This is a genomic window from Paenimyroides viscosum (assembly GCF_003858535.1).
In the GTDB taxonomy this organism is placed as follows: Bacteria; Bacteroidota; Bacteroidia; order Flavobacteriales; family Flavobacteriaceae; genus Flavobacterium; species Flavobacterium viscosum.
The window spans coordinates 1-21,734 of record NZ_RQTJ01000001.1 but is presented as its reverse complement, the minus strand read 5'-3'; the positions used below and the strand labels follow the sequence as shown (position 1 = coordinate 21,734).

Sequence of the window (21,734 nt, the reverse complement as noted above, 5' to 3'; positions counted from 1 at the left end):
TTTTAGTTCTTTTTTAGTTCTTTTTTAGTTCTTTTTTAGTTCTTTTTTAGTTCTTTTTTAGTTCTTTTTTAGTTCTTTTTTAGTTCTTTTTTAGTTCTTTTTTAGTTCTTTTTTAGTTCTTTTTTAGTTCTTTTTTAGTTCTTTTTTAGTTCTTTTTTAGTTCTTTTTTAGTTCTTTTTTAGTTCTTTTTTAGTTCTTTTTTAGTTCTTTTTTAGTTCTTTTTTAGTTCTTTTTTAGTTCTTTTTTAGTTCTTTTTTAGTTCTTTTTTAGTTCTTTTTTAGTTCTTTTTTAGTTCTTTTTTAGTTCTTTTTTAGTTCTTTTTTAGTTCTTTTTTAGTTCTTTTTTAGTTCTTTTTTAGTTCTTTTTTAGTTCTTTTTTAGTTCTTTTTTAGTTCTTTTGATGTATAATGTACATCAAAAGAAGATTAAATTATGACACGTCAAAGCATAACATTAACCCAAAAAAAAGACGAGTGGCTAAAAAACCAGATTAAAAATGAAGAGTTTAGCAACAAAAGCAAAGCGATTAATTAATTATTTAATTAAGCAGGCACGCGAACGTGACGAATACTATGATTATGTTCGAATGAAGATTAAGAAAGAAGAGGAAAGTGGTTGGGCTGAGAAACAGAGCGCAGAAGAAATGCTGACAGAAATAAAGAACAAACTTAACTTATTCTATTTTACTTTGTTCAAAAGTATGAAATTTTGCACTATCACAGTGCAACTTTTGGCATTTTTTGCACTATGACAGTGCAAAATCTGCTTAAAAACATCAATCAATCGACTTTATTCCTTATACTTTTCACCTTCCCTCTACTTAAATTTACAAAGGAATCTTTATATTTGTTTTCCATATTAAAACAAATAAAATGACTTTAATAAAATCAATATCTGGTATTCGTGGTACTATCGGCGGAAATGTGGGCGATAACCTTACCCCGATTGATGCCGTAAAATTTGCCGCTGCTTACGGAACTTTTCTAAAAAACAGTTTACAAAAAGATAAATTAACCGTTGTGATTGGTCGTGATGCTCGTATTTCTGGTCCGATGATTCATCAATTGGTCATGCAAACATTAATTGGTTTAGGAATTAACGTGATTGATTTAGGCTTGTCTACTACTCCAACGGTTGAAGTAGCTGTACCAATGGAAAAAGCCGATGGAGGTATTATTCTAACAGCATCGCACAATCCAAAACAATGGAATGCACTGAAATTACTGAATAATAAAGGCGAATTTTTAAGCGGAGCCGAAGGTGCTTTGATTTTGGAAATTGCAGAATCAGACAGTTTTGATTTTGCCGATGTAGATTCGTTGGGAACGATTACCGAAATTACCGATTACATGGACCGACATATCGACGAAGTTTTAAATTTGAAATTAGTTGATGCAGAAAAAGTTAAAACAAAAAAGTTTAAAGTAGTTGTTGACGGCGTTAATTCGTCTGGCGGTATTATAATTCCTGCGTTGTTAAAGAAAATGGGCGTTGAAGTAGTAGAGTTATATTGCGAACCAAACGGTCATTTCCCACACAATCCCGAACCTTTAAAAGAGCATTTAACAGATATTTGTGAGTTGGTAGTTAAGGAAAAAGCCGATTTTGGTATTGTGGTTGACCCAGATGTAGACCGTTTGGCTTTTATTAGTAACGATGGTGAAATGTTTGGTGAAGAATATACTTTAGTGGCTGTTGCCGATTATGTATTGAGCAAAACTCCTGGTAACACGGTTTCAAACATGTCGTCTTCACGTGCTTTGAGAGATATTACCGAAAAACATGGTGGCATATACGAAGCATCGGCAGTGGGCGAAGTAAATGTGGTAGAATTAATGAAAAAGAACAACGCTGTAATTGGCGGCGAAGGCAATGGCGGTATTATTTACCCTGAAACGCATTACGGTAGAGATTCGCTTGTTGGTGTTGCTTTATTTTTAACACACTTAGCAAATCAAGATTTGGACGTTGCGAGTCTAAGAGCCACCTATCCTGCTTATTACATGAGTAAAAATAAAATTGAACTAACGCCTGAAATTAATGTTGATGCTATTTTAGAAGAAATGCAAAAACATTATGCAACAGAAAAAATAAGCACTGTAGATGGCGTTAAAATAGATTTTGCAGATTCTTGGGTGCATTTGCGAAAATCGAATACAGAACCTATCATCCGCATTTATACCGAAGCACCGACACAAAATGATGCTGATAATTTAGCGCAAAAAATACTTAACGAAATAGAAAGTATTGTGCAGTAATAAAATAATCATAAAAAAGTCGAGTTGTAGAACTCGACTTTTTTATAACTTCTTAAATATTAAATTCGATTTAAAATCTAAATCAATATCTTTTATCACTACTCCTCCTTTAGAATCGAATCTGGTAAAGTTGTAATCTTGAATTTCTTCTGATGCTTTAAGTTCATCAACAAAATTCTTTCCGTCTTTACTTGTATCAAAAGTTATAGAAACATTTTCTTTTTTATAGATCCAGTTTTTTTCAAACATAAACTTACCGTTTTTAGACTGACTATGATCTATAATGTAAGGCTTTAGCAAAACAAATTCCATTTTCTTTAAATTGAAATTTTTATCGTACTGAAAATATCCTTCATAAAATTGTTCCGAATAAAATTCAATGATATACTGTCCGTCTGCTGTTCTTTTACGTTCAAAAGAATAATCTTTGAAATTATTAAAGAAATCTAGTTCCGGAACATTCACATATTTTCTAATAACAACTTCGGTAAGCCAATACATAGGTGAATCGTTACCCGAATATCTATTAAAAAAAACAGTATCCATTGCAACCGTATTTCTAGAATCTTTTACAATGCTTTTATTAATTTTTTTACTTTTAAGGTTTATAGAAACATCAAATACCGTTTGCGACTGCAATAACTGAGCAGTATCGTTAATAGATGCTTTATGATTTACCAGATAATTATAATTGTTATTATCGTAATTATTATACATTTGATTACGTACTTTTTTAATAATATCAATGATACTTGTACGCGATAATTTATCAATTACTATTTCTTCTAAATCTGTATCATCAATTTGTGCCCGGGCATTCCATGATGTTAAGAAAAGAAAAACAAAAAGTATATATAGGTATTTTTTCATTTGTATATTATTGCTGTGCAAATTTAATGTAATATTTATCTAAACGAATATTAATACATTTTAATATACAACTAACATACCATTTTTTTAATTTATTTTAAATTAAACGGATAACGGTTTACAATATTGGTGTTATAATAAGATCCTTTTGATTTTGATGTAGAAAATTCTTCCCAGATTTTTAAAGGAACTTCTGCATGAATGTATTCTTCTGCACGAGTAGTATAAATTATTAAATAGCCATCTTTTTCATTACAGCTGTAAAACTCAATACGTTTTATCCATGAACTTTCTGGGGTTAGCTGTATATTTTTTACAGGAAAATTTGCCTTTGTAATTTCTTTTCTAGCTTCTACAAAAGTAGTGTAGTTACCTGATAGACTTTGACAATCTGTTTTACTGTTACAAGATATTAAACCTGTAATAGCCAAAATTAAAAGTAAACTGTTTTTCATAATACATATCTATTTAATAATTCAAAATAAATATAACCAAATTAATTGGCATTATGAAATATTTAACACTAAACTAAATAAATCCCATCTTGTTTAATTAAAATCTTTTTTTCCTTATATAAAACCCCAATGGTTTGTTTAAACGTTTTTTTACTCATTTCAAGTATGGTTTTAATTTCGTCTGGATGACTTTTATCGTTCAATCCTAAAAAGCCGTCGTTAAATTCTAATTCACTTAAAATTTTACTTGCGCTATCCGTAACTTTTTCAAAACCAATTTTAGTGCGCGAAACATCAATTTTACCATCTGGTCTTATGTTTTTTATATATCCAATGATACGGTCTCCCGTTCTAAGATCTTCAAACACCTCGTTTTGGTACATTAAACCTTTATGTTTTTCATTAATAATAACATTAATTCCGGCATCGGTAATATGCGTTACAATTAAATCAACCTCTTCGCCTACTTCAACGGTTAGGTTATTATTATCTAAAAATTGATTTAGTTTAGATGACCCCATTAACCTATTGGTTTTCTCGTCTAAATGCATGTAAATAATGTAATAATTGCCTACAGTCATTGGTCTTGCTTGCTCTCTAAAAGGTACAAACAAATCTTTTTCTAAGCCCCAATCCATAAAAGCTCCAAAATCGTTCATGTAATTTACTTTTAAAAGTGCAAATTCATTTAAAATAATATAAGGTTCTAAAGTTGTTGCAATAGGGCGTTCTTCTTGATCTAAATAAACAAAAACTTCGATATCATCGTTAATTTCAAAATTTTCAGGAAGATACTTTTTAGGTAAAAGCACATCTTCAGTTCCATCGGTCAAAAAAAGTCCAACATTAGTTCTTCTTGCTATTTTTAACGTATTGAAGTTTCCTATTGATATCATAATTACATTTTTTACAAAAGTACAAACAAAAAAGTAGTTATTAGATTTTATGATAATTTTTAAGGCTTCTAAATCAAATTTTATTAACTTTAAGTAAAAAATTAAAACTATGAAGAAAATGTATCACTACGCAACTGTTGAAAAAGCGTTAGAAGAATTAAAAGAAAAAGGATTTTCTATTGATTACAATATTGAAGAAGATAAAATACTTAGTGCACCAGTAAATTTTGGAATTGTTGAAATTTACCGATATGAAGGCATGAGTAACCCAGACGATGAAGCTACTGTATATGGAATTCAGGATTTTACAACAGGAGATCGTGGTGTTTTTGTAGCTGGAAATTTATCTTTTGCAGAAAATGATGTTGCTAAAATTTTAATGAAATTAGAAATTGACGATAGAAAAAATGAAGACTTTTAGTCTTCATTTTTTATGGTTTCACCTCTAAATCAAACGTTTTAATTAAAACATCTAATGCTGGGTTAATTTCTTTTAAATAATCTAATTTATCGTGTATGGTATAAGCTTTTTTAATTTGAACTTCCTCATTTACCTTAACATCAATTTTTAAATGGTAATTGTTTAATTTTTTATGAATGTAAGATACTAAATCGTATAAATTCTCTTCAAAGCTTAATTTGCTTCCTTCATTTGGAAATTCAACTGTTAGTAAGGTATCATTTAACGTTAAATTTGCCATATTCATGGTAGACGACATAAGCATTCTACCTGTAGCATAGTATTGAGCCGAACAATAATCCCAATGTTTTTTAAGTTCTTCAAAAGTAAAATCATCTTTAGGTAGGTCTTCCTGATTTATTTGAACTGGATTTATAGAAGCTTCTAACTCTCTTTTTTTCTTGATACTTTTTAATGACAATGCAGAAATTTGATGATCACCCGTTTCTTTTGATATGGTAACTTTTTGGGTATTTAACTCCGTATTATCAGAAACAGTTGCAACATCGTCTTCTTTACTGATAGGCTTTACAATAACCTCTTTTGATTCTTCTACAACAATAGAATGATTGCTATTTTTACTAACATTTATAAAAAATGCTGCCGGAATTAGTTCAGATTTGAATTTTTTTTTTCAGGATGCATCAACGTTGCCAATTGCATTAGGCACAACTCAACCAATAACCGTTGATTTACCGATGTTTTGTACTTTAAATCGCAGGTATTTGCAATATTAATTGCTTCAATTAATAATTCTTGTGAACATTTTTGGGCTTGTTGATAAAACAAGTTTTTGTTTTCATCACTTACATCCAATAAATTTAAAGTTTCCGGATTTCTGCATACCAGTAAATTTCTAAAGTGCGATGCTAATCCAGTTACAAAATGATTTCCGTCAAATCCTTTCGCTAAAACAGTATCAAAAGTTAATAGTAATTTAGGAATATCACTTGAAAGAATTAAATCGGTAACACGCAAATAATAATCGTAATCTAAAACATTTAGGTTTTCAGCAACTGCCTGTCTGGTTAAATTTGTTCCACAAAATGAAACAACACGATCAAAAATTGACAATGCATCACGCATGGCACCATCTGCTTTTTGAGCAATAATTTGCAGTGCATCTTCTTCAAAAGTAATGTTTTGGCTAACAGCAACTTCCTTTAAGTATTCCTTTGCATCGTTAACCGTAATTCTTTTAAAATCAAATATCTGACAACGAGATAATATTGTTGGAATGATCTTGTGTTTTTCGGTTGTAGCCAAAATAAAAATGGCATGTTTTGGCGGCTCTTCTAACGTTTTAAGGAATGCGTTAAAAGCTGCCGATGACAACATGTGCACCTCGTCTATAATATAAACTTTGTAAATTCCTGTTTGTGGTGGTATACGTACTTGGTCAATTAAATTACGAATATCTTCTACAGAGTTGTTCGAAGCAGCATCTAATTCAAACACATTAAAAGCAAAATCTTCGTTTGGATCATCGTAACCAATTTGATTTATTTTTCGAGCCAAAATACGTGCACATGTTGTTTTACCAACACCACGCGGACCCGTAAATAATAATGCTTGTGCTAAATGATTGTTTTCTATAGCATTAACTAAAGTGCTTGTAATTGTTTGCTGACCAACAACGTCTTTAAACGTTTGCGGGCGGTATTTACGTGCCGATACTATAAATTGTTCCATGAATTAACTGCTTGTTGCAAATATACCAAAAATGTTTGATTAATTTTCTTCTGGATAATATCCAGAATTACCTAATTTAGATTTCCATTTAGCTTTCACCTGCTCCATTTTAAGATTTCTAGCAGGTTGTCTGTATTCTATTCTTCCTTCGGCAGCCAATTCGTGAATCAACATTTCTATGTAAAAATCTTCTAATACATCGGCAGGAACGTATTTAGACTTTAGGTTTAAATCGAACATTTTTGCTGCTTGTTGATTCCAAAACGCACTCCAACCGCTTTTTAAATCTTTTACTAATTCAAAAGTAGTACGGTCGGTTTGTCTGTTAATTAACTTTAATAAAATTTGCCCGTCTTTTCTCGACAATTTTTTTAAAGGTTCTTCAAACTGATTTTTAAGGTACTTTTCGGTTTGACGTAAATATTTTCTTTTCTGCGAATTTGATTCCATCTTCGCCATATTTTCATTCAAATTTGTCAAATTATCACTGGTTTGAACTGCATAACCGTACACTCTGATAATTCTGCGCTTTAAAACACTTTGAATTTTCATACGTTCTAATTCTTCCTTCGAAAAATTAATATGAAGTTCTGGAAGCACAAATTCTTTTTCAATTTCACCATCGTCTAAAACATTTGTGCGTAAAGAATCGGCATATTTCTCCCAATCATTTACTTGTGCGTTTATTTGAAGTGCACAAACAGAAAAAAAGATTATAAAAAATGTTCTCATTAGTTTCTAAATTTTAAAGTAAATATAGAACAAAATTATTAGTAATTTCGTCTAAAATTAATACAAAAAATATGATTACAAAAACCATACTAAATAATGATTCACTAAGGTTTTTAGAGAATTATTTAAACAATGCATCGCCAACAGGTTTTGAAAAAGAAGGACAAAAGTTATGGATGGATTACATAAAACCTTATGTAGATACCGTTTTTACCGATACCTATGGCACTTGCGTTGGGGTAATTAATCCAGATGCGGAATTTAAGGTTGTTATTGAAGGGCATGCAGATGAAATTTCGTGGTATGTAAATTATATTGATGAAAATGGAATGATTTACGTAATTAGAAACGGCGGAAGCGATCAAATGATCGCCCCATCTAAACGAGTGAACATTCATACAAAAAAAGGAATTGTTAAAGGTGTTTTTGGATGGCCTGCTATCCATACACGCTTGCGAGCTGGTAAAGACGAACCGACACCAAAATTAGAGAATATTTTTATTGATTGCGGATGCGATTCTAAGGAAGAAGTTGAGGCTTTAGGCATTCATGTTGGTTGCGTAATAACATATCCTGACAGTTTTGAAATTTTAAATGATACAAAATTTGTTTGTCGTGCGTTAGATAACCGAATGGGCGGATTTATGATTGCCGAAGTTGCACGTTTGTTAAAAGAAAACAATGTAAAACTTCCGTTTGGTTTATATATTACAAATTCTGTTCAGGAAGAAGTTGGTTTAAGAGGTGCCGAAATGATTACACAAAGCATTAAACCCAATGTTGCTATTGTAACAGATGTTTGTCACGACAGCACTACACCTATGATTGACAAAAAAATTGAAGGTGAAACAAAAATTGGTTTAGGTCCGGTGATTACCTACGCCCCTGCTGTGCAAAACAACCTACGTAATTTAATTATTGATACGGCAGAAAATAATGCAATTCCTTTTCAAAGACTGGCATCGTCTCGCGTTACCGGAACAGATACTGATGCATTTGCGTATAGTAATGGTGGTGTAGCTTCGGCATTAATCTCATTACCTTTAAGATACATGCATACCACCGTAGAAATGGTTCATAAAAACGATGTTGAAAACGTTATTAAATTAATTTACGAAACCTTATTAAGAATTGATAACAACCACAATTTTAATTACTTTAAATAAATAGATTATTAAAAGGCAAAAATAAGCCAAATAATTACCGCTTTTTTTTTAATTAAAACTTATCAAAGTTTTTAGGTAAGTATTTATAGATCTTGGGTTTAAAATAATAAATTTAGGCTATTAAGTATTAGACACCTCCGATTTACTCAGAGGTGTCTTTATTATATAAAATAGCTTTTGGTTTGTTGTTCTTAAAATATTATATCGTCAGGAATGCCGATGTATTGAACTATTGATAATTCTTTCTACTTTGGTGAAACTTATTTTAGTTTCCAAGATTTTTTTCCACCCAAGCAGCATAAGCACCGATCACTTGTTTTAAGAAAGTAGCAGAACTTTCTAATACTTTCCCGTTTTCATCAAACAATTCGTGGGCACTGCCTATGTATATTTCGGGCTGTTGCATCACCGGCATATTTAAAAAGACCAACGATTGACGTACTGTATGGTTGGCAAGACTACCAGCAAGCGGACTCATCGATATACTTGCTACAGCAGCAGGTTTACCATTCCAAACGCTTTTGCCATAAGGACGTGAACCTACATCCAATGCGTTTTTCAATACGCCCGAAACAGAACGGTTATACTCTGGTGTAAACAAAAATACGCCGTCATATCCTTTGATTTTTTCACGAAAATCAGTCCATTCTTTTGGTGGTGTATCTGTGTCTAAATCTTCGTTGTAATGGGTTAACTGTCCAATTTCAACGATTTCCATTTCTAAATTATCTGGTGCTAAACCAATTAATGTTTCCGCTACTTTTTTATTGAACGAATCTTTGCGTAATGAGCCTACTAAGGCTGCTATTTTAAATTTTCTCATTTTTGACTTTTTATTGGGCTTAATATTAAGAATTTCCGTAAATGTTAGATTCGCCTCCGTCAATGGCGATGGTTTGTCCGTTTACATATCCGTTTTCCTCACTTAAAAGAAATGCCACTACTTTGGCTACTTCATGTGGTAATCCCAAGCGTTTAGTCGGATTGCGTTGTGCATATTCTGATTCCGCCGCTTTAGGATCTGTTGGGTTTACTTGCTTAAATGCTTCTGCAACCATGGGAGTAAGAATAGCTCCCGGAGCAATGGCATTGGTTAAAATTCCATCTCTACCGTACTCTAAAGCCGTATTTTTGGTCATACCCGAAACCGCATGTTTACTCGCCACATAAGGCATTTGATTCAGTACGCCACGGATACCACCTACAGAAGCTACGTTCACAATACGACCAAATTTTTGTTGCTGCATCACAGGAATCACATATCGCAATCCGTAGTAAACCCCCATTAGGTTAATGTCGATTACTTTTTTGAACATATCCACGTCATATTCCGTAATGCTTGCCTGCTTGCCTTCTATGCCTGCATTGTTGTAAAGTCCGTCAATGCTACCAAACGTTTTTACTGCTTCATTTACATAGTTTTTTACGGCTTCTTCTTTCGATACATCAGCTACTACATGGATTATTTTTACATCAGGAAATTTTTTAGAGATTTCCGCTTTGGCATCTGCCAAACTTTTTTCGTTGTAGTCAACCAATACAAGGTTTGCACCTTCTGAAGCCAATTCTTTTGCTGTAGCTAATCCAAGTCCCATTCCGGCACCTGTGATGATGATTGCTTTATTTTCAAATCTTTTGTTCATAATTTCTAATTTTATTAATTATTAATAACATGCTTTATATCTATTCTAAGCGATTAATAGTCAATGAAATGATGTTGTTAAGTTACGATTTTTCTATTGCAATTCCTACATTATATTATTGTTATTATTGCGTTGTTCTCCTCATTTTTTAGGAATACGTTAAGACATTTATTTACTTACCTTATCCAATAATTCCAAATCAGCTTTGTCTAAAGTCAAAGATGTACTGGATAGAATTTCAGCTAACTGATTGGCAGAAGTAGCACTGGCTACAGGACCACCAATGCTGGGCTGAGCCGATAACCAAGCTAAGGAAACAGCTGCTGGAACGGTATGGTGTTTTTCGGCAATTTGGTCTAAAGCATTTAAAATATTCAATCCTTTTTCGTTCAAATAATTTGCCGCATCTTGTCCACGTGGACTTTTTTGAAAATCGGCTTCTGATCTGTATTTGCCGCTAAGAAATCCGGATGCCAAAGCAGAGTATGGGAACACGGTTAAGCCATGCTCTTTTACAATGGGAGCATAGTTTGTTTCATAATTTTCACGCTCTACCAAATTATACAACGGTTGTAAAGCTTGGTATTTTGCCATGTTATTTTTGTCCGAAAACTCCAAGGATTCTTTTAATCGTTCTGCTGAAATGTTGGAAACAGCAATGTGTTTTACTTTTCCGGATTTCACCAATTCATCGAAGGTTCTTAATGTTTCTTCGACCGGTGTATTTTCGTCGTCGTAATGTAGGTAATACAAATCAATGTAGTCTGTTTGTAGTCTTTCTAAAGATTTTTCTACAGTTTCCAAAATATGTTTGCGGCTGGTATCAATACCGTGTTCGCCAGTTGGTCCACCTACCTTTGTGGCAATAATCAGCTGTTCACGATTGCCTCTTGCTTTCATCCATTTTCCAATAATAGCTTCGGATTGTCCGCCTGTACCACCATCTATCCAGTAAGAATACATATCGGCGGTGTCGATAAAATTATATCCTGCTGCTACGAAAGCATCCAATATTTCAAAAGATTTTTGCTCGTCTATGGTCCAGCCAAAAACATTTCCACCTAAATTAAATGGTGCTATTTCTAAATTGGTCTGTCCGATTTTTATTTTTTTCATGATAAAATATTTAATTGTTGTTTGCGATACGATAAAATTTGAAATAGCAACTGTTGGGCTGCTTGTTTGCATTAGGGATTGCAGCGAAAATTCTTTTTGTGGAGTGCTAACGGCACAAAAAGATTGTAGCGGAAAGCCCGACCCGCCTCAGCGGGGAATGCCCAAAAAATTATCGTGTTCTAAGAGCCTGGTTAAATTTTATTGATTTAATCCCACTGATTGTTAGTAGATAATGCGTATTTACCACCACCTGTAAAAATCAAGCCCAAGCCACCGAATAAGAATAATGCGATGCCTTCGTGTAGCCATGCACCCGATTTTCCGAGGGCAAAAAGTGGGTCTATATGTGCCATTAGAAAGGCAACCACCATGACACCTGTGTACGCAACCGCTGCCAACCGCGTTCTGAAGCCGACAATCAGCAGCAGAGCGGCGATGGTTTCGCACAAATGCACACCATAAGCCAGAAATCCGGGAAGTCCCACTTCTGCCAGCATTCCTTTGATGCCATCCACACCATTAATCAATTTGTGGATGCCGTGCATCAGCATTAATATGCCTAATGTTAAGCGAAAGATCAATAAGCCTGCATCTATATTTCTTTTCATTTTTCTTAATTTAAAATTTTAATATGCTGCTGTAAAACGTTCTTGGTGGTGTTTTGGCTCTTGTACTTCGTCCAATAAAACCACCGCTACATCTTCCGGTGAAAGTTTAGAAATGTTATTTTCATCAAAAACAGGCTGGTCTTTTCCTAAGCGATATTTGCCCGTTCTCCCTTCGGTTACTCCAGGGTGCATTTCGATAGCCGGACTAAAAAACGCCCAATCCAAGGTTGTCTCTTCTTTCAACATATTCAGGTAATCTCTTGCAGCAGTTGCTCCGGGTTTGATTTCGGCGGGGAAATCTGGAGTATCCACCAATTGCTGCTCTTCATTAGCATACAAACTTCCGGCACCACCCACTACAATCATTCTTTGTACGCTGGCTTGTTTTACCGCTTGCTGAATGGATTTTGAACCTGCCAAGAAATCATTGTATAGATTAGGATTGGTCCAGCCTGCGTTGAACGCACTGATCACGGCATCGTGACCTTTTAGAGCCTCCGAAAGCTGGTTTACATTGTTCACATCCACAGCAACTTTGTTGATGTTCTCAGCCGAGATGTTTTCAGTTTTTCTGGCGATTGCCGTTACTTCCAAACCTCTGTTAAGGGCTTCGTTTACTAATTTTGAACCTACAAATCCTGTGGCTCCAATAATGGCTACTTTCATTTTTTATATTTATTTAATTTGTAATAACTTTTGTTACATTTATGGATAAATTTTTTTATTTGAATGGATCTACAAAATCTTTTAAGGATTTAGTTTTCAAATAATTCACAACGATTTCATCCGTGTGATCAAACAACTTTTCCAATTCTGTATTTATCTCTTTTCCGATTGGACATTTCGTATTTGTACAACTATTTTTCTTGCCCAATACATTGGAATTTTTAACGGTATTAAAAATATCTGCCATCGAAATTTCACAGCTCGACACTTGTAACATCGTACCGCCTTCTTTTCCTTTTTTACTTTGCACCCAACCATTTTTGTGCAGAACAGCAAGCTCTTTCCGAACAATCACCGGATTGATATTGATGCTTTCGGCAATCCATTCCGAACTCATCCATTGGTCGGGATACTTCGCCAAAAGCGTAAGAATATGAATGATGGTTGCAAATCTTGTGTTGTTCATAATGGTACAAAGGTAAGAATATTTTTTTAATTGTAACTATTTTTATTACAATTAACTTTTAATCTTTTGGAAAATGGATTTTTATTACGCTTTTTTAACGTCTTTGCCTTATTGATTTAAAAATAAATGTGAAAAATACCATTACTTAATTGTTAGTTATGGTGTTTCCTTCTGTAGTAAACTATTCTTTATAAATTGGTTGGTTACTGATTTTTTTTAAACAAAAAGCTTGAGAAAATTCTCAAGCTTTTATGTTATTTATCTTTATTTTTAATAACCAATCTAAAACCTTCGCCGTGAATGTTTAAAATCTCAACGTTTTCATCTGGTTTTAGGTATTTTCTAAGTTTAGCAATGTAAACGTCCATACTACGAGAGGTAAAGTAATTATCATCTCTCCAAATTTTAGTTAAAGCTACTTCACGCGGCATTAAATCGTTTTCGTAAAGTGCTAACATCTTTAATAATTCGTTTTCTTTTGGCGACAATTTAATAGGCTCATCGTTTTCAAAAGTTAAGAATCGAAGTTTTGAGTTTAAATTGAATTTACCAATTTGGAATTCAAATTTCGTATTCTCTGCCTTAACTTCAGAAGATTTGCGCTGCATGATTGCCTTAATTTTCATTAACAAAACTTCAGAATCAAAAGGTTTGTTTAAATAATCATCGGCACCTACTTTATATCCTTTCAATACATCTTCTTTCATTGTTTTAGCAGTTAAGAAAATAATAGGAATTTCTTTATTTTTGTCGCGTATTTCACGTGCTAACGTAAAACCATCTTTATAAGGCATCATTACATCTAAAATACATAGGTCAAATGTATCTTTTTTGAATTTTTCGAAACCTTCCATTCCATTCTTGGCAAGAGTTACATCGAAATCATTCATCATTAAATAATCTTTTAAGATTGATCCAAAGTTTGGGTCATCTTCTACCAGTAAAATCTTTTTGTTATTACTTACTTCCATCATTTTAATTATTTGTTGTTTGTTTAAATTAATTAATTAGGGGTATTTTTATAATAAAGGTACTTCCTTTACCTTTTTCGCTTTCTACATACACTTGGGCATTATGGTCGTCTACAATTTGTTTTACATACGCCAAACCTAAACCATGACCTTTTACGTTGTGCAAGTCGCCGGTATGTTCTCTGTAAAATTTATCAAATATTTTCTTTGTAGCAGTTTTACTCATTCCACTGCCTTTATCTTTTATTTTAACAATTATAGTGTCTTTAACATTTTCTGTATATATGTCTATTATTGGTGCACTTGGCGAGTATTTTATGGCATTGTCTAAAATATTCACAAAAACACTTGTAAAATGTGTTGGATTAATTAACACGGTGTCTCTTGTTGTATTAAAGTGCATATTTAATGTTCCTTTGCGGTCTTCAATAAGTAATGAAACGTGATCAATTGCAGCTTCTAACACATCTGTTAATTCAATTTTTTCTTTAGGAATATCTAGCTCTTTCTTTTCTAATTTTGATATTCTTAAGATGTTTTCAATTTGCGCATGCATTCGTTTGTTTTCATCGCGAATCATTTGTGCATATCTTAAAACCTTTTCTTCGTCATTAATGATTTTAGGGTTTTTTATAGCATCTAAAGCAAGGTTTATTGTTGCAATAGGGGTTTTAAATTCATGCGTCATGTTATTAATGAAATCGTTTTTTATTTCAGAAATTTGTCGTTGTGTTATTAACTGACGAATAGCGCTGTAATATGCTGCGATAATTACTACTGTAAACAGCAATGATATTAAAATAAACGGCAACAAATCTGATACGATAAACTTAGATTTCTGAGGAAAACTAACGTATAATTGATATTTTGAATTGTTTTCGATATCTGTTAATATAGGAACCGCATACGTATTTTTTTCATTATAAATGAAATTTCCCGATTTAATTGTGGTTGCTAATCCATTGTTAAAAACAGCATATTCAAAATCGGTAGAAACTTTATTAATGTTTAATTCTTGTTTTAAAAGATTAGACAAAACTTTGTTATCTAAACGATCTTCTATAGGATAAACCGACACTATATCGTTATAAGTCCACTCATTACCAATACGGTCTTCTAAATCGCTTAAAGTTCCTTTTTTCTCAATTACCAAATCTGGTTGTGTTTGATTATTTAAGGATCTATGTTGTGTTTCTAAACCATCGGTAATATTTTTTTTACCGTGGTAAACCTCGGTTTTCCTACTACTAACGTAGTTTTTATAATCTTTTTTATAACCACTTGCACTGTCAATGAACGTTTTACCAACATTAAAGTCGGCTAAATTTTCAACAGAAATAATGCTAGAATAAACAATTTCTTCGTTTGTTCTGTTGTCTTTTTCAATATAAAAAATTTCTTTTATTGTTGTTTTATCTGGAACCTTACCCGTTTTTGTACGGTATTCGTAAAGCTTTTTATCAAACTCATAACGTTCTTTTTCTTTAATTCTATCGGCAACCTTACCTATTGTTTGGTTGGCTAAGTGCTGAAATTGATCGTCTTTATTTTCGTACGTTGTACTAATCCAGTAAAGCTGTATTAAAGTTATTCCTAACAGCGCTAAACTCATTAAAACAACTAAAAACTGAAATCTATATCTATTCATTATATGATTAAAATATGTTCAAATTTAACATTTTAACAATTAAAAATAATGCTTTTAACCTAAAGTTAACATCATGACTAATTAATTAAAATTTTATCGATAATATCGTCAATACTCTTAAATGCAGTTAAAATATCAACGTTCTCTACTACGTAGGTGGCTAATTTAGCCTTCTCCTCATCAGATAACTGATTTTTAATTCTATTTAAAACTTGTTCTCTTGCAATGCCATCTCTTTTAACAACCCTATTAATACGTTCTTCAATTGGTGCTGTAATTAAAATTGTTGCAAAACAATCATGATACAAATCAGATTCAAACAAAACAGCTGTTTCTTTAAAAATAATTTTTTGCGAAACATTTTCTTTTAAAAATTCTTCAAAATCTAAACCTACAGCTGGATGTACAATATTGTTTAATTTTTGTAACAAAATAGTATCGTTAAAAACAAGGGAAGCTATTTTAGATCGATCTAATAAACCAGTAGGCAAAAGAACTTGATGGTTAAACAATTCATTTACTTGTTTTATAATTTCAGGTTTTTGCATGACATTTTTACCAGCATTATCTGCAATATAAACCGTAAAACCTTTCGATTTTATATAATTGATAATGGTTGTTTTACCACTACCAATTCCGCCTGTAACTCCTATTATTTTCATAATTATTTAAAAAACATTTCGGGCATTGCTACTTGTGGATCTTGTTTCTTAATATTTAACAAAAAATAGCTATACAAAAACCCTGCCCCATATCCAAAAAATTGAATAAAGGTTGCAATTATTGTTAAAAATGCTATTTTTAAGTTCTTGGTTTTAACTAATGTTTCTATTAAAAGAGCTAGGAAATACAAGGCATAGCAGTAAAAAAGTACATTAATTCCAACAATAAGAAATAGAATAGAAATGTAAAAGCCAACTAAAAAAACAGCAGGAAACCAATAGGTAAGTTTACTATATTCTGGATGGCGTTGGTTTAAAATTGGACGCGCTTTACCAAATTTATTCACTTGTTTGTAGAATTTTTCCCAATTTATTCTGCGTTTGTGGAAAACATAAGCATTTGGAATTAAAGCCGTTTTAAAATTCATTTTCCATAAACGAATTGATAAATCAGGATCTTCGCCTGGATGAATTTTTCCAAAACCGCCCGATGCTTCAAAAGCTTCCTTTGAAATTCCCATGTTAAAACTTCGTGGTTGAAACTTTCCTAATTTTTCGCTAGCACCACGGATTCCACCTGTTGTTAAAACCGATGTCATTGTTTGGTTAATTGCCTTTTGTACATCAGAAAAAGATTCGTGCGCTGCATCAGGTCCACCAAAACAATCAACAAAACTATTGTTTAAATAGGCATCCACTTCAACCAAATAATTTTCGGGAATCAAACAATCAGAATCTAATATTATAAAATAATCACCTTTTGCAACGCGCATTCCGTAATTTCGTGAATCACCTGGTCCCGAATTAGTTTTAAAGTAATAAGATATATTAAGTTTGTTAATATACTCATCAACAACACTTTGGCAATTAATAGTAGATCCATCCTCAATTACAACAACTTCAAAATCACTTGTGTAAGTTTGTTTGGTTAAAGTTTGTAACAACTCATTAATTTCATCGGGTCTATTGTATACAGGAATTATAAAAGAAAAATACATTAAAAAATTTAGTTAACCCACAGCTTAATTGCCGTTATTTTAATTAATAAAACATACAAAAGTACCTAAAAAACAAAATATTTATATCATTTTTGTAGTAAATAAGGTTTTTAAATTTCTTATTATTATTTTAAGAAAATTATATCTTGTTTTTACTAAATTTAAAATCTAATTACCTGTTTTACTAAATGGGGTAAAAAATTATTGCTATGAATGAAATAAAAATATTGTGGGTTGATGATGAAATTGACTTACTAAAACCACATGTACTTTTTTTAGAAAAGAAAGGCTATAAAGTAACTACAGCTACTAACGGACAAGATGCGATTGACTTATTTGGTGAAGAAAATTTCGATGCCGTTTTTTTGGATGAAAATATGCCGGGAATTACAGGCTTGGAAACTTTGGCGGAATTGAAAGAGAAAAAATCGACCATACCTATTATAATGATTACTAAAAGTGAGGAAGAATTTATAATGGATGAAGCGATTGGATCTAAAATTGCCGATTATTTGATTAAACCTGTTAATCCAAATCAGATTTTATTGAGTTTAAAGAAAAACTTGGATCATTCTAGATTGGTATCAGAAAAAACGTCGTTAGACTATCAGAAAGAATTCAGAAAAATTGCAATGGATATGATGCAAGCAAATTCGCATCAGGAATGGGCCGATTTATACAAAAGATTGATTTTCTGGGAAATGCAATTAGAAACAATTGAAGATCAAAATGTAGCCGAAATTCTAGAAAAACAAAAAGAAGAAGCAAACATTCAATTCGGAAAATTTGTAGAAAAAAATTACGAAGATTGGATTAATAACGATGACGACGCCCCTCTTTTCTCTCATAAACTGTTTGTGCGTAAGGTTGTACCAGAATTACGCGGCGAGGAAAACGTGCTTTTCGTAGTAATTGATAATTTGCGATACGACCAATGGAAAGCATTCGAAGCTATTGTAAACCAGCATTATAAGGTAGATAAGGAAGATTATTATTATTCCATACTTCCAACGGCAACTCAATACGCTAGAAACGCTATTTTTTCAGGTTTAACGCCACTACAAATGGAAAAACAACTGCCTCAATATTGGAAAAATGATGTGGATGATGGCGGTAAAAATCTTTTTGAAGCCGAATTTCTAGAAGATCAATTAAAACGTTTGCGTTTAAATATTAAATACGAATATCATAAAATTACCAATTTAAAAGACGGTAAAAAGCTTGCCGAAAATTTCAAATCATTAAAAAGCAACAAATTAATTGCATTGGTTTATAATTTTGTTGATATGATTTCGCATGCAAAAACCGAAATGGAAGTTATAAAAGAACTGGCATCAACCGATAAAGCTTACAGATCACTAACACAAAGTTGGTTTAAAAACTCGCCTTTATTAGAAATTATCCAACAAGCACAAACAGCAGGTTTTAAATTAATAATTACTACAGATCATGGAACTATAAACTGTAAAAATCCGTCGCAGGTAATTGGCGATAAAAATACCAGTTTAAACCTTAGATACAAAACAGGAAAGTCGTTAACTTACGAACCAAAAGATGTTTATGTGGTTAAAGACCCTAAAAAAGTGCAACTTCCTGCAATAAATATGAGTAGTTCGTATATTTTTGCTAAAAGTGATTATTTTTTAGCGTATATTAACAATTACAATTATTATGTAAGTTATTTTAAAAATACGTACCAGCACGGCGGTATTTCGTTAGAAGAAATGATTGTTCCACTTATAACCTTAACACCAAAGAAGTAAAATGACAGTGACCTATTCTATTGGCGAATTAAACAATATTGCGCAGCAATTAATTAAAAATAGTACTTATAAAACGTGGCTTTTTTATGCACCTATGGGCGCAGGTAAAACCACTTTAATTAAAGCGCTGGCTAAAGAATTAGGTGTTAGCGAAATGGCAAGCAGTCCTACTTTTTCAATTGTGAATGAATATTTAGGAACGAAAGATAAAGTGTATCATTTTGATTTGTATCGATTAAAAAATGAAGCAGAAGCATACGATATGGGTTTAGACGAATATTTTGATGAAAACGCATGGTGTTTTGTAGAATGGCCCGAAATGGCAACAAGTATTTTACCAGAAAAAGTGCATAAGCTTACCATTACAATTATCGATGAAAACACACGTGAATTAAATTTTGATTAATTATGGATATTACAAGCCCTTTTTCAAAATCGCAATTAATTCCGCAAGAGGAAAAATTAGAAATTCGTAGAAAACGCGGACAACTTTTTATTGGTATTCCAAAAGAAGATTTTAAAATAGAGAAAAGAATCTGTCTTACACCAGAATCGGTAAATATGTTGGTAAAAGCAGGTCACAAAGTATTGATGGAAGCCGGTGCGGGTACAGAAGCCAGTTATGACGATAAAAAATACAGCGAAGCCGGCGCAACCATAACACATGATAAAGAAAAAGTTTTTGGTTGCCCTATTATTTTAAAGGTTGATCCACCAACGATCAACGAAATAAGGTTGATGAAACCTAAGACGTATCTTTTTTCGGCATTACAGCTTAAAACCCAAAAAAAAGAATATTTTGAAGCGTTAGAAAAGAAAAAAATAACAGCACTTTGTTACGAATTTATAAAAGATCGTTACGGCGCTTATCCTTTCTTACACGCCATTAGCGAAATTGCGGGCATAGCATCTATACAAATTGCCAGTGATTATATGTGTAGAATGAATGGCGGTAAAGGTTTGCTTTTTGGAAACATCACGGGCGTTCCACCAACCGAAGTCGTTATAATCGGAGCTGGTTTGGTAGGCGAAGCTGCAGTAAAAACCGCATTGGCATTAGGCGTAAACGTAAAAGTGTTCGATAACAATATTCATAAACTAAAACGTTTACAAAAATCATTGCCTACACAAATATTCACATCAACCATACAAGAAAGAGTGCTAACCAAAGCATTAATGCGTTGCGATGTTGCTATTGGTGCCATTAAAGGTTGCAACCGCTCCCCTATTGTGATTTCTGAGGAAATGGTTCAGCGAATGAAACCCGGTTCAGTTATTATTGATGTTTGTATTGATAATGGCGGCTGTTTTGAAACCTCTGAAGTAACTACACACGAAAATCCTGTCATTACCAAATACGGCGTTATTCATTACGGCGTGCCAAATATTACAGCAAAATATTCTAAAACCGCATCGTTAGCCATAAGCAACATTATATCGCCCTATTTGTTAGATTTAACAGAGAACGGTTCTATAGACGATGCCATTAGCTACGATAACACCATAAGATCGGGAATTTATATGTATAAAGGAATTTTAGTTAATGAACCCATCGCAAAATGGTTTAATCTTCCGTTTAAAGATCTTAATTTAATATTTCTATAACTAATAATAGTGTATTTTTGCACAAAATTATTTTCATGAAATTTTCACAGCGTTTAGCATATTATTTATTAGGATTATTAATTGGCGGAATTATTGTTTTTTATTTTTTTGATGCCAAAGACACTCAATTTTGTTACCTACCTAATTGTAGAGTTTTAAAAGACCTGCGTACAAAACCAATTACTATTTCCGATAAAGCTCAAATTAGTTTTAATGATTCTTTAATAAACATGAACGATATACGTATGTGTTTAACACATGGCGATGTTGACTTTGATAAAAGCAATGTTATGGAACAAGGCGGTAAATTATATGTAATTGAAGGACAAAACACTAAGAAAGAAGCAATTACGGTAGAAATGATTAATTACGGCGAAAAAGTGCTTATTAAAGACGTTTATCCAACTAAAAAATAATTTCATTTTTTTTATTTCTGAAAATGAAACAGTTATAAAAAAAGTAAAAAAAAACATCTAAAAGCCCTTGCAGAATAAGAATTTCACTCTATATTTGCATCACAATTAAGGAACGTAAAGAACGTTAATTGTAAGACCAAGGAGAAATGGCAGAGTGGTCGAATGCGGCAGTCTTGAAAACTGTTGACTGTAACAGGTCCGGGGGTTCGAATCCCTCTTTCTCCGCCAGTTATTAAGCATATCACTTTATAATTTTGCTTAAAGGCTTATAAAACCTGCGATCTAATAGATTTGCAGGTTTTTTTTATTGGTAAAAGAACCACTAAAATTTTCAAAAACGCTCATAATTCTGTGGCAAATTCGTGGCAATTTTGAAGTCAAAAAAAAATTGCCACGAATAGATAGTTAAAACACTGATTATCAACATGTAAAATACTTTAACGACTTGAATTAAAGATATTGTAATACGATATTTATAAATATTAAAAATTACATTATGATAGAATCAAGCTACGGGTTAAATTTTTATTTAAAAACCCATCACAAAGGATCTGACTTGCGATATATTTATCTACGGATTACTGGATATACTAACTTAGCTTCTAGTTAAAGTTAAGCATAAAATCTTATTTTTGACGTATGAA

24 protein-coding genes and 1 tRNA gene are annotated in these 21,734 nt (G+C 32.3%); 9 read left to right on the top strand and 16 right to left on the bottom strand.

The genetic code is table 11. The annotated features are described in order from the left end of the window. Positions 1 to 495: 495 nt before the first annotated feature. Together EG242_RS00125 and glmM are read left to right on the top strand one after the other, a co-directional pair. Positions 496 to 750, top strand: coding sequence for a hypothetical protein (locus tag EG242_RS00125; RefSeq protein ID WP_203227662.1), 255 nt, complete (start codon positions 496 to 498; stop codon positions 748 to 750). Positions 751 to 871: 121 nt separating this feature from the next. Further along, the gene (glmM, locus tag EG242_RS00120) at positions 872 to 2,257 is read left to right on the top strand and encodes a phosphoglucosamine mutase (RefSeq protein WP_124897902.1); all 1,386 of its coding nucleotides are present in this window, start codon (positions 872 to 874) and stop codon (positions 2,255 to 2,257) included. A gap of 42 nt (positions 2,258 to 2,299) precedes the next feature. On the opposite strand, the gene EG242_RS00115 is transcribed toward glmM, so the two are convergent. The 3 genes from EG242_RS00115 to EG242_RS00105 all read right to left on the bottom strand — a co-directional run bounded on the left by EG242_RS00115 (position 2,300) and on the right by EG242_RS00105 (position 4,478). Then, positions 2,300 to 3,127 (bottom strand): hypothetical protein, encoded by an 828-nt coding sequence (locus tag EG242_RS00115; protein ID WP_124897901.1) that lies wholly within the window; start codon positions 3,125 to 3,127, stop codon positions 2,300 to 2,302. A 92-nt stretch (positions 3,128 to 3,219) separates the two neighbouring features. Next, on the bottom strand, positions 3,220 to 3,582 hold the full coding sequence (locus EG242_RS00110) for a KTSC domain-containing protein (protein ID WP_124897900.1): 363 nt from the start codon (positions 3,580 to 3,582) through the stop codon (positions 3,220 to 3,222). A 68-nt stretch (positions 3,583 to 3,650) separates the two neighbouring features. After that, positions 3,651 to 4,478: a CvfB family protein gene (locus EG242_RS00105; RefSeq protein WP_124897899.1), complete on the bottom strand. Its 828-nt coding sequence runs from the start codon at positions 4,476 to 4,478 to the stop codon at positions 3,651 to 3,653. 109 nt (positions 4,479 to 4,587) lie between these two features. On the opposite strand from EG242_RS00105, the gene EG242_RS00100 reads away from it, so the two are divergent. Beyond that, on the top strand, positions 4,588 to 4,899 hold the full coding sequence (locus tag EG242_RS00100; RefSeq protein ID WP_124897898.1) for a hypothetical protein: 312 nt from the start codon (positions 4,588 to 4,590) through the stop codon (positions 4,897 to 4,899). A 10-nt stretch (positions 4,900 to 4,909) separates the two neighbouring features. On the opposite strand, the gene EG242_RS00095 is transcribed toward EG242_RS00100, so the two are convergent. From EG242_RS00095 to EG242_RS00085, 3 genes are all read right to left on the bottom strand, one after another. Next, complete coding sequence (locus tag EG242_RS00095) at positions 4,910 to 5,359, bottom strand: DNA polymerase III (protein WP_124897897.1); 450 nt, start codon at positions 5,357 to 5,359, stop codon at positions 4,910 to 4,912. 188 nt (positions 5,360 to 5,547) lie between these two features. Next, positions 5,548 to 6,630 (bottom strand): DNA polymerase III subunit gamma/tau, encoded by a 1,083-nt coding sequence (dnaX, locus tag EG242_RS00090; RefSeq protein ID WP_124897896.1) that lies wholly within the window; start codon positions 6,628 to 6,630, stop codon positions 5,548 to 5,550. 39 nt (positions 6,631 to 6,669) lie between these two features. Next, positions 6,670 to 7,362: a DUF4294 domain-containing protein gene (locus tag EG242_RS00085; RefSeq protein WP_124897895.1), complete on the bottom strand. Its 693-nt coding sequence runs from the start codon at positions 7,360 to 7,362 to the stop codon at positions 6,670 to 6,672. A 71-nt stretch (positions 7,363 to 7,433) separates the two neighbouring features. Here EG242_RS00085 and EG242_RS00080 point away from each other — a divergent pair, with 71 nt between their 5' ends. Beyond that, on the top strand, positions 7,434 to 8,528 hold the full coding sequence (locus EG242_RS00080; protein WP_124897894.1) for a M42 family metallopeptidase: 1,095 nt from the start codon (positions 7,434 to 7,436) through the stop codon (positions 8,526 to 8,528). A gap of 265 nt (positions 8,529 to 8,793) precedes the next feature. Here EG242_RS00080 and EG242_RS00075 read toward each other — a convergent pair whose 3' ends face one another. From EG242_RS00075 to EG242_RS00030, 10 genes are all read right to left on the bottom strand, one after another. After that, the gene (locus EG242_RS00075) at positions 8,794 to 9,351 is read right to left on the bottom strand and encodes an NADPH-dependent FMN reductase (RefSeq protein ID WP_124897893.1); all 558 of its coding nucleotides are present in this window, start codon (positions 9,349 to 9,351) and stop codon (positions 8,794 to 8,796) included. Positions 9,352 to 9,376: 25 nt separating this feature from the next. Next, the gene (locus tag EG242_RS00070) at positions 9,377 to 10,171 is read right to left on the bottom strand and encodes a glucose 1-dehydrogenase (protein WP_124897892.1); all 795 of its coding nucleotides are present in this window, start codon (positions 10,169 to 10,171) and stop codon (positions 9,377 to 9,379) included. A 168-nt stretch (positions 10,172 to 10,339) separates the two neighbouring features. Further along, on the bottom strand, positions 10,340 to 11,287 hold the full coding sequence (locus EG242_RS00065) for an aldo/keto reductase (protein WP_124897891.1): 948 nt from the start codon (positions 11,285 to 11,287) through the stop codon (positions 10,340 to 10,342). Between the two features lie 206 nt (positions 11,288 to 11,493). Then, on the bottom strand, positions 11,494 to 11,895 hold the full coding sequence (locus tag EG242_RS00060; RefSeq protein WP_124897890.1) for a DoxX family protein: 402 nt from the start codon (positions 11,893 to 11,895) through the stop codon (positions 11,494 to 11,496). Between the two features lie 18 nt (positions 11,896 to 11,913). Beyond that, positions 11,914 to 12,561 carry an NAD(P)-dependent oxidoreductase gene (locus EG242_RS00055; RefSeq protein ID WP_124897889.1) on the bottom strand — a complete coding sequence of 216 codons (648 nt, stop codon included), beginning with the start codon at positions 12,559 to 12,561 and terminating at the stop codon, positions 11,914 to 11,916. Positions 12,562 to 12,616: 55 nt separating this feature from the next. After that, positions 12,617 to 13,027, bottom strand: coding sequence for an Rrf2 family transcriptional regulator (locus EG242_RS00050; RefSeq protein ID WP_124897888.1), 411 nt, complete (start codon positions 13,025 to 13,027; stop codon positions 12,617 to 12,619). 254 nt (positions 13,028 to 13,281) lie between these two features. After that, complete coding sequence (locus tag EG242_RS00045) at positions 13,282 to 13,998, bottom strand: response regulator transcription factor (protein WP_124898065.1); 717 nt, start codon at positions 13,996 to 13,998, stop codon at positions 13,282 to 13,284. A 28-nt stretch (positions 13,999 to 14,026) separates the two neighbouring features. Then, entirely contained in the window at positions 14,027 to 15,646 is a 1,620-nt protein-coding gene (locus tag EG242_RS00040; protein WP_124897887.1) for a sensor histidine kinase, read from the bottom strand. 77 nt (positions 15,647 to 15,723) lie between these two features. After that, positions 15,724 to 16,308: a dephospho-CoA kinase gene (coaE, locus tag EG242_RS00035; RefSeq protein WP_235831836.1), complete on the bottom strand. Its 585-nt coding sequence runs from the start codon at positions 16,306 to 16,308 to the stop codon at positions 15,724 to 15,726. Positions 16,309 to 16,310: 2 nt separating this feature from the next. Continuing rightward, positions 16,311 to 17,306, bottom strand: a complete 996-nt coding sequence (locus tag EG242_RS00030; protein WP_124897885.1) for a glycosyltransferase — start codon at positions 17,304 to 17,306, stop codon at positions 16,311 to 16,313. Positions 17,307 to 17,515: 209 nt separating this feature from the next. On the opposite strand from EG242_RS00030, the gene porX reads away from it, so the two are divergent. The 5 genes from porX to EG242_RS00005 all read left to right on the top strand — a co-directional run bounded on the left by porX (position 17,516) and on the right by EG242_RS00005 (position 21,318). Further along, complete coding sequence (porX, locus tag EG242_RS00025; protein ID WP_124897884.1) at positions 17,516 to 19,069, top strand: T9SS response regulator signal transducer PorX; 1,554 nt, start codon at positions 17,516 to 17,518, stop codon at positions 19,067 to 19,069. 1 nt (position 19,070) lies between these two features. Continuing rightward, positions 19,071 to 19,475, top strand: coding sequence for a tRNA (adenosine(37)-N6)-threonylcarbamoyltransferase complex ATPase subunit type 1 TsaE (tsaE, locus tag EG242_RS00020; protein ID WP_124897883.1), 405 nt, complete (start codon positions 19,071 to 19,073; stop codon positions 19,473 to 19,475). 2 nt (positions 19,476 to 19,477) lie between these two features. After that, positions 19,478 to 20,674, top strand: coding sequence for an alanine dehydrogenase (locus EG242_RS00015; RefSeq protein ID WP_124897882.1), 1,197 nt, complete (start codon positions 19,478 to 19,480; stop codon positions 20,672 to 20,674). A gap of 35 nt (positions 20,675 to 20,709) precedes the next feature. Then, on the top strand, positions 20,710 to 21,090 hold the full coding sequence (locus EG242_RS00010; protein ID WP_124897881.1) for a DUF4258 domain-containing protein: 381 nt from the start codon (positions 20,710 to 20,712) through the stop codon (positions 21,088 to 21,090). A 140-nt stretch (positions 21,091 to 21,230) separates the two neighbouring features. After that, positions 21,231 to 21,318, top strand: a tRNA-Ser gene (locus EG242_RS00005). Positions 21,319 to 21,734: the final 416 nt, after the last annotated feature.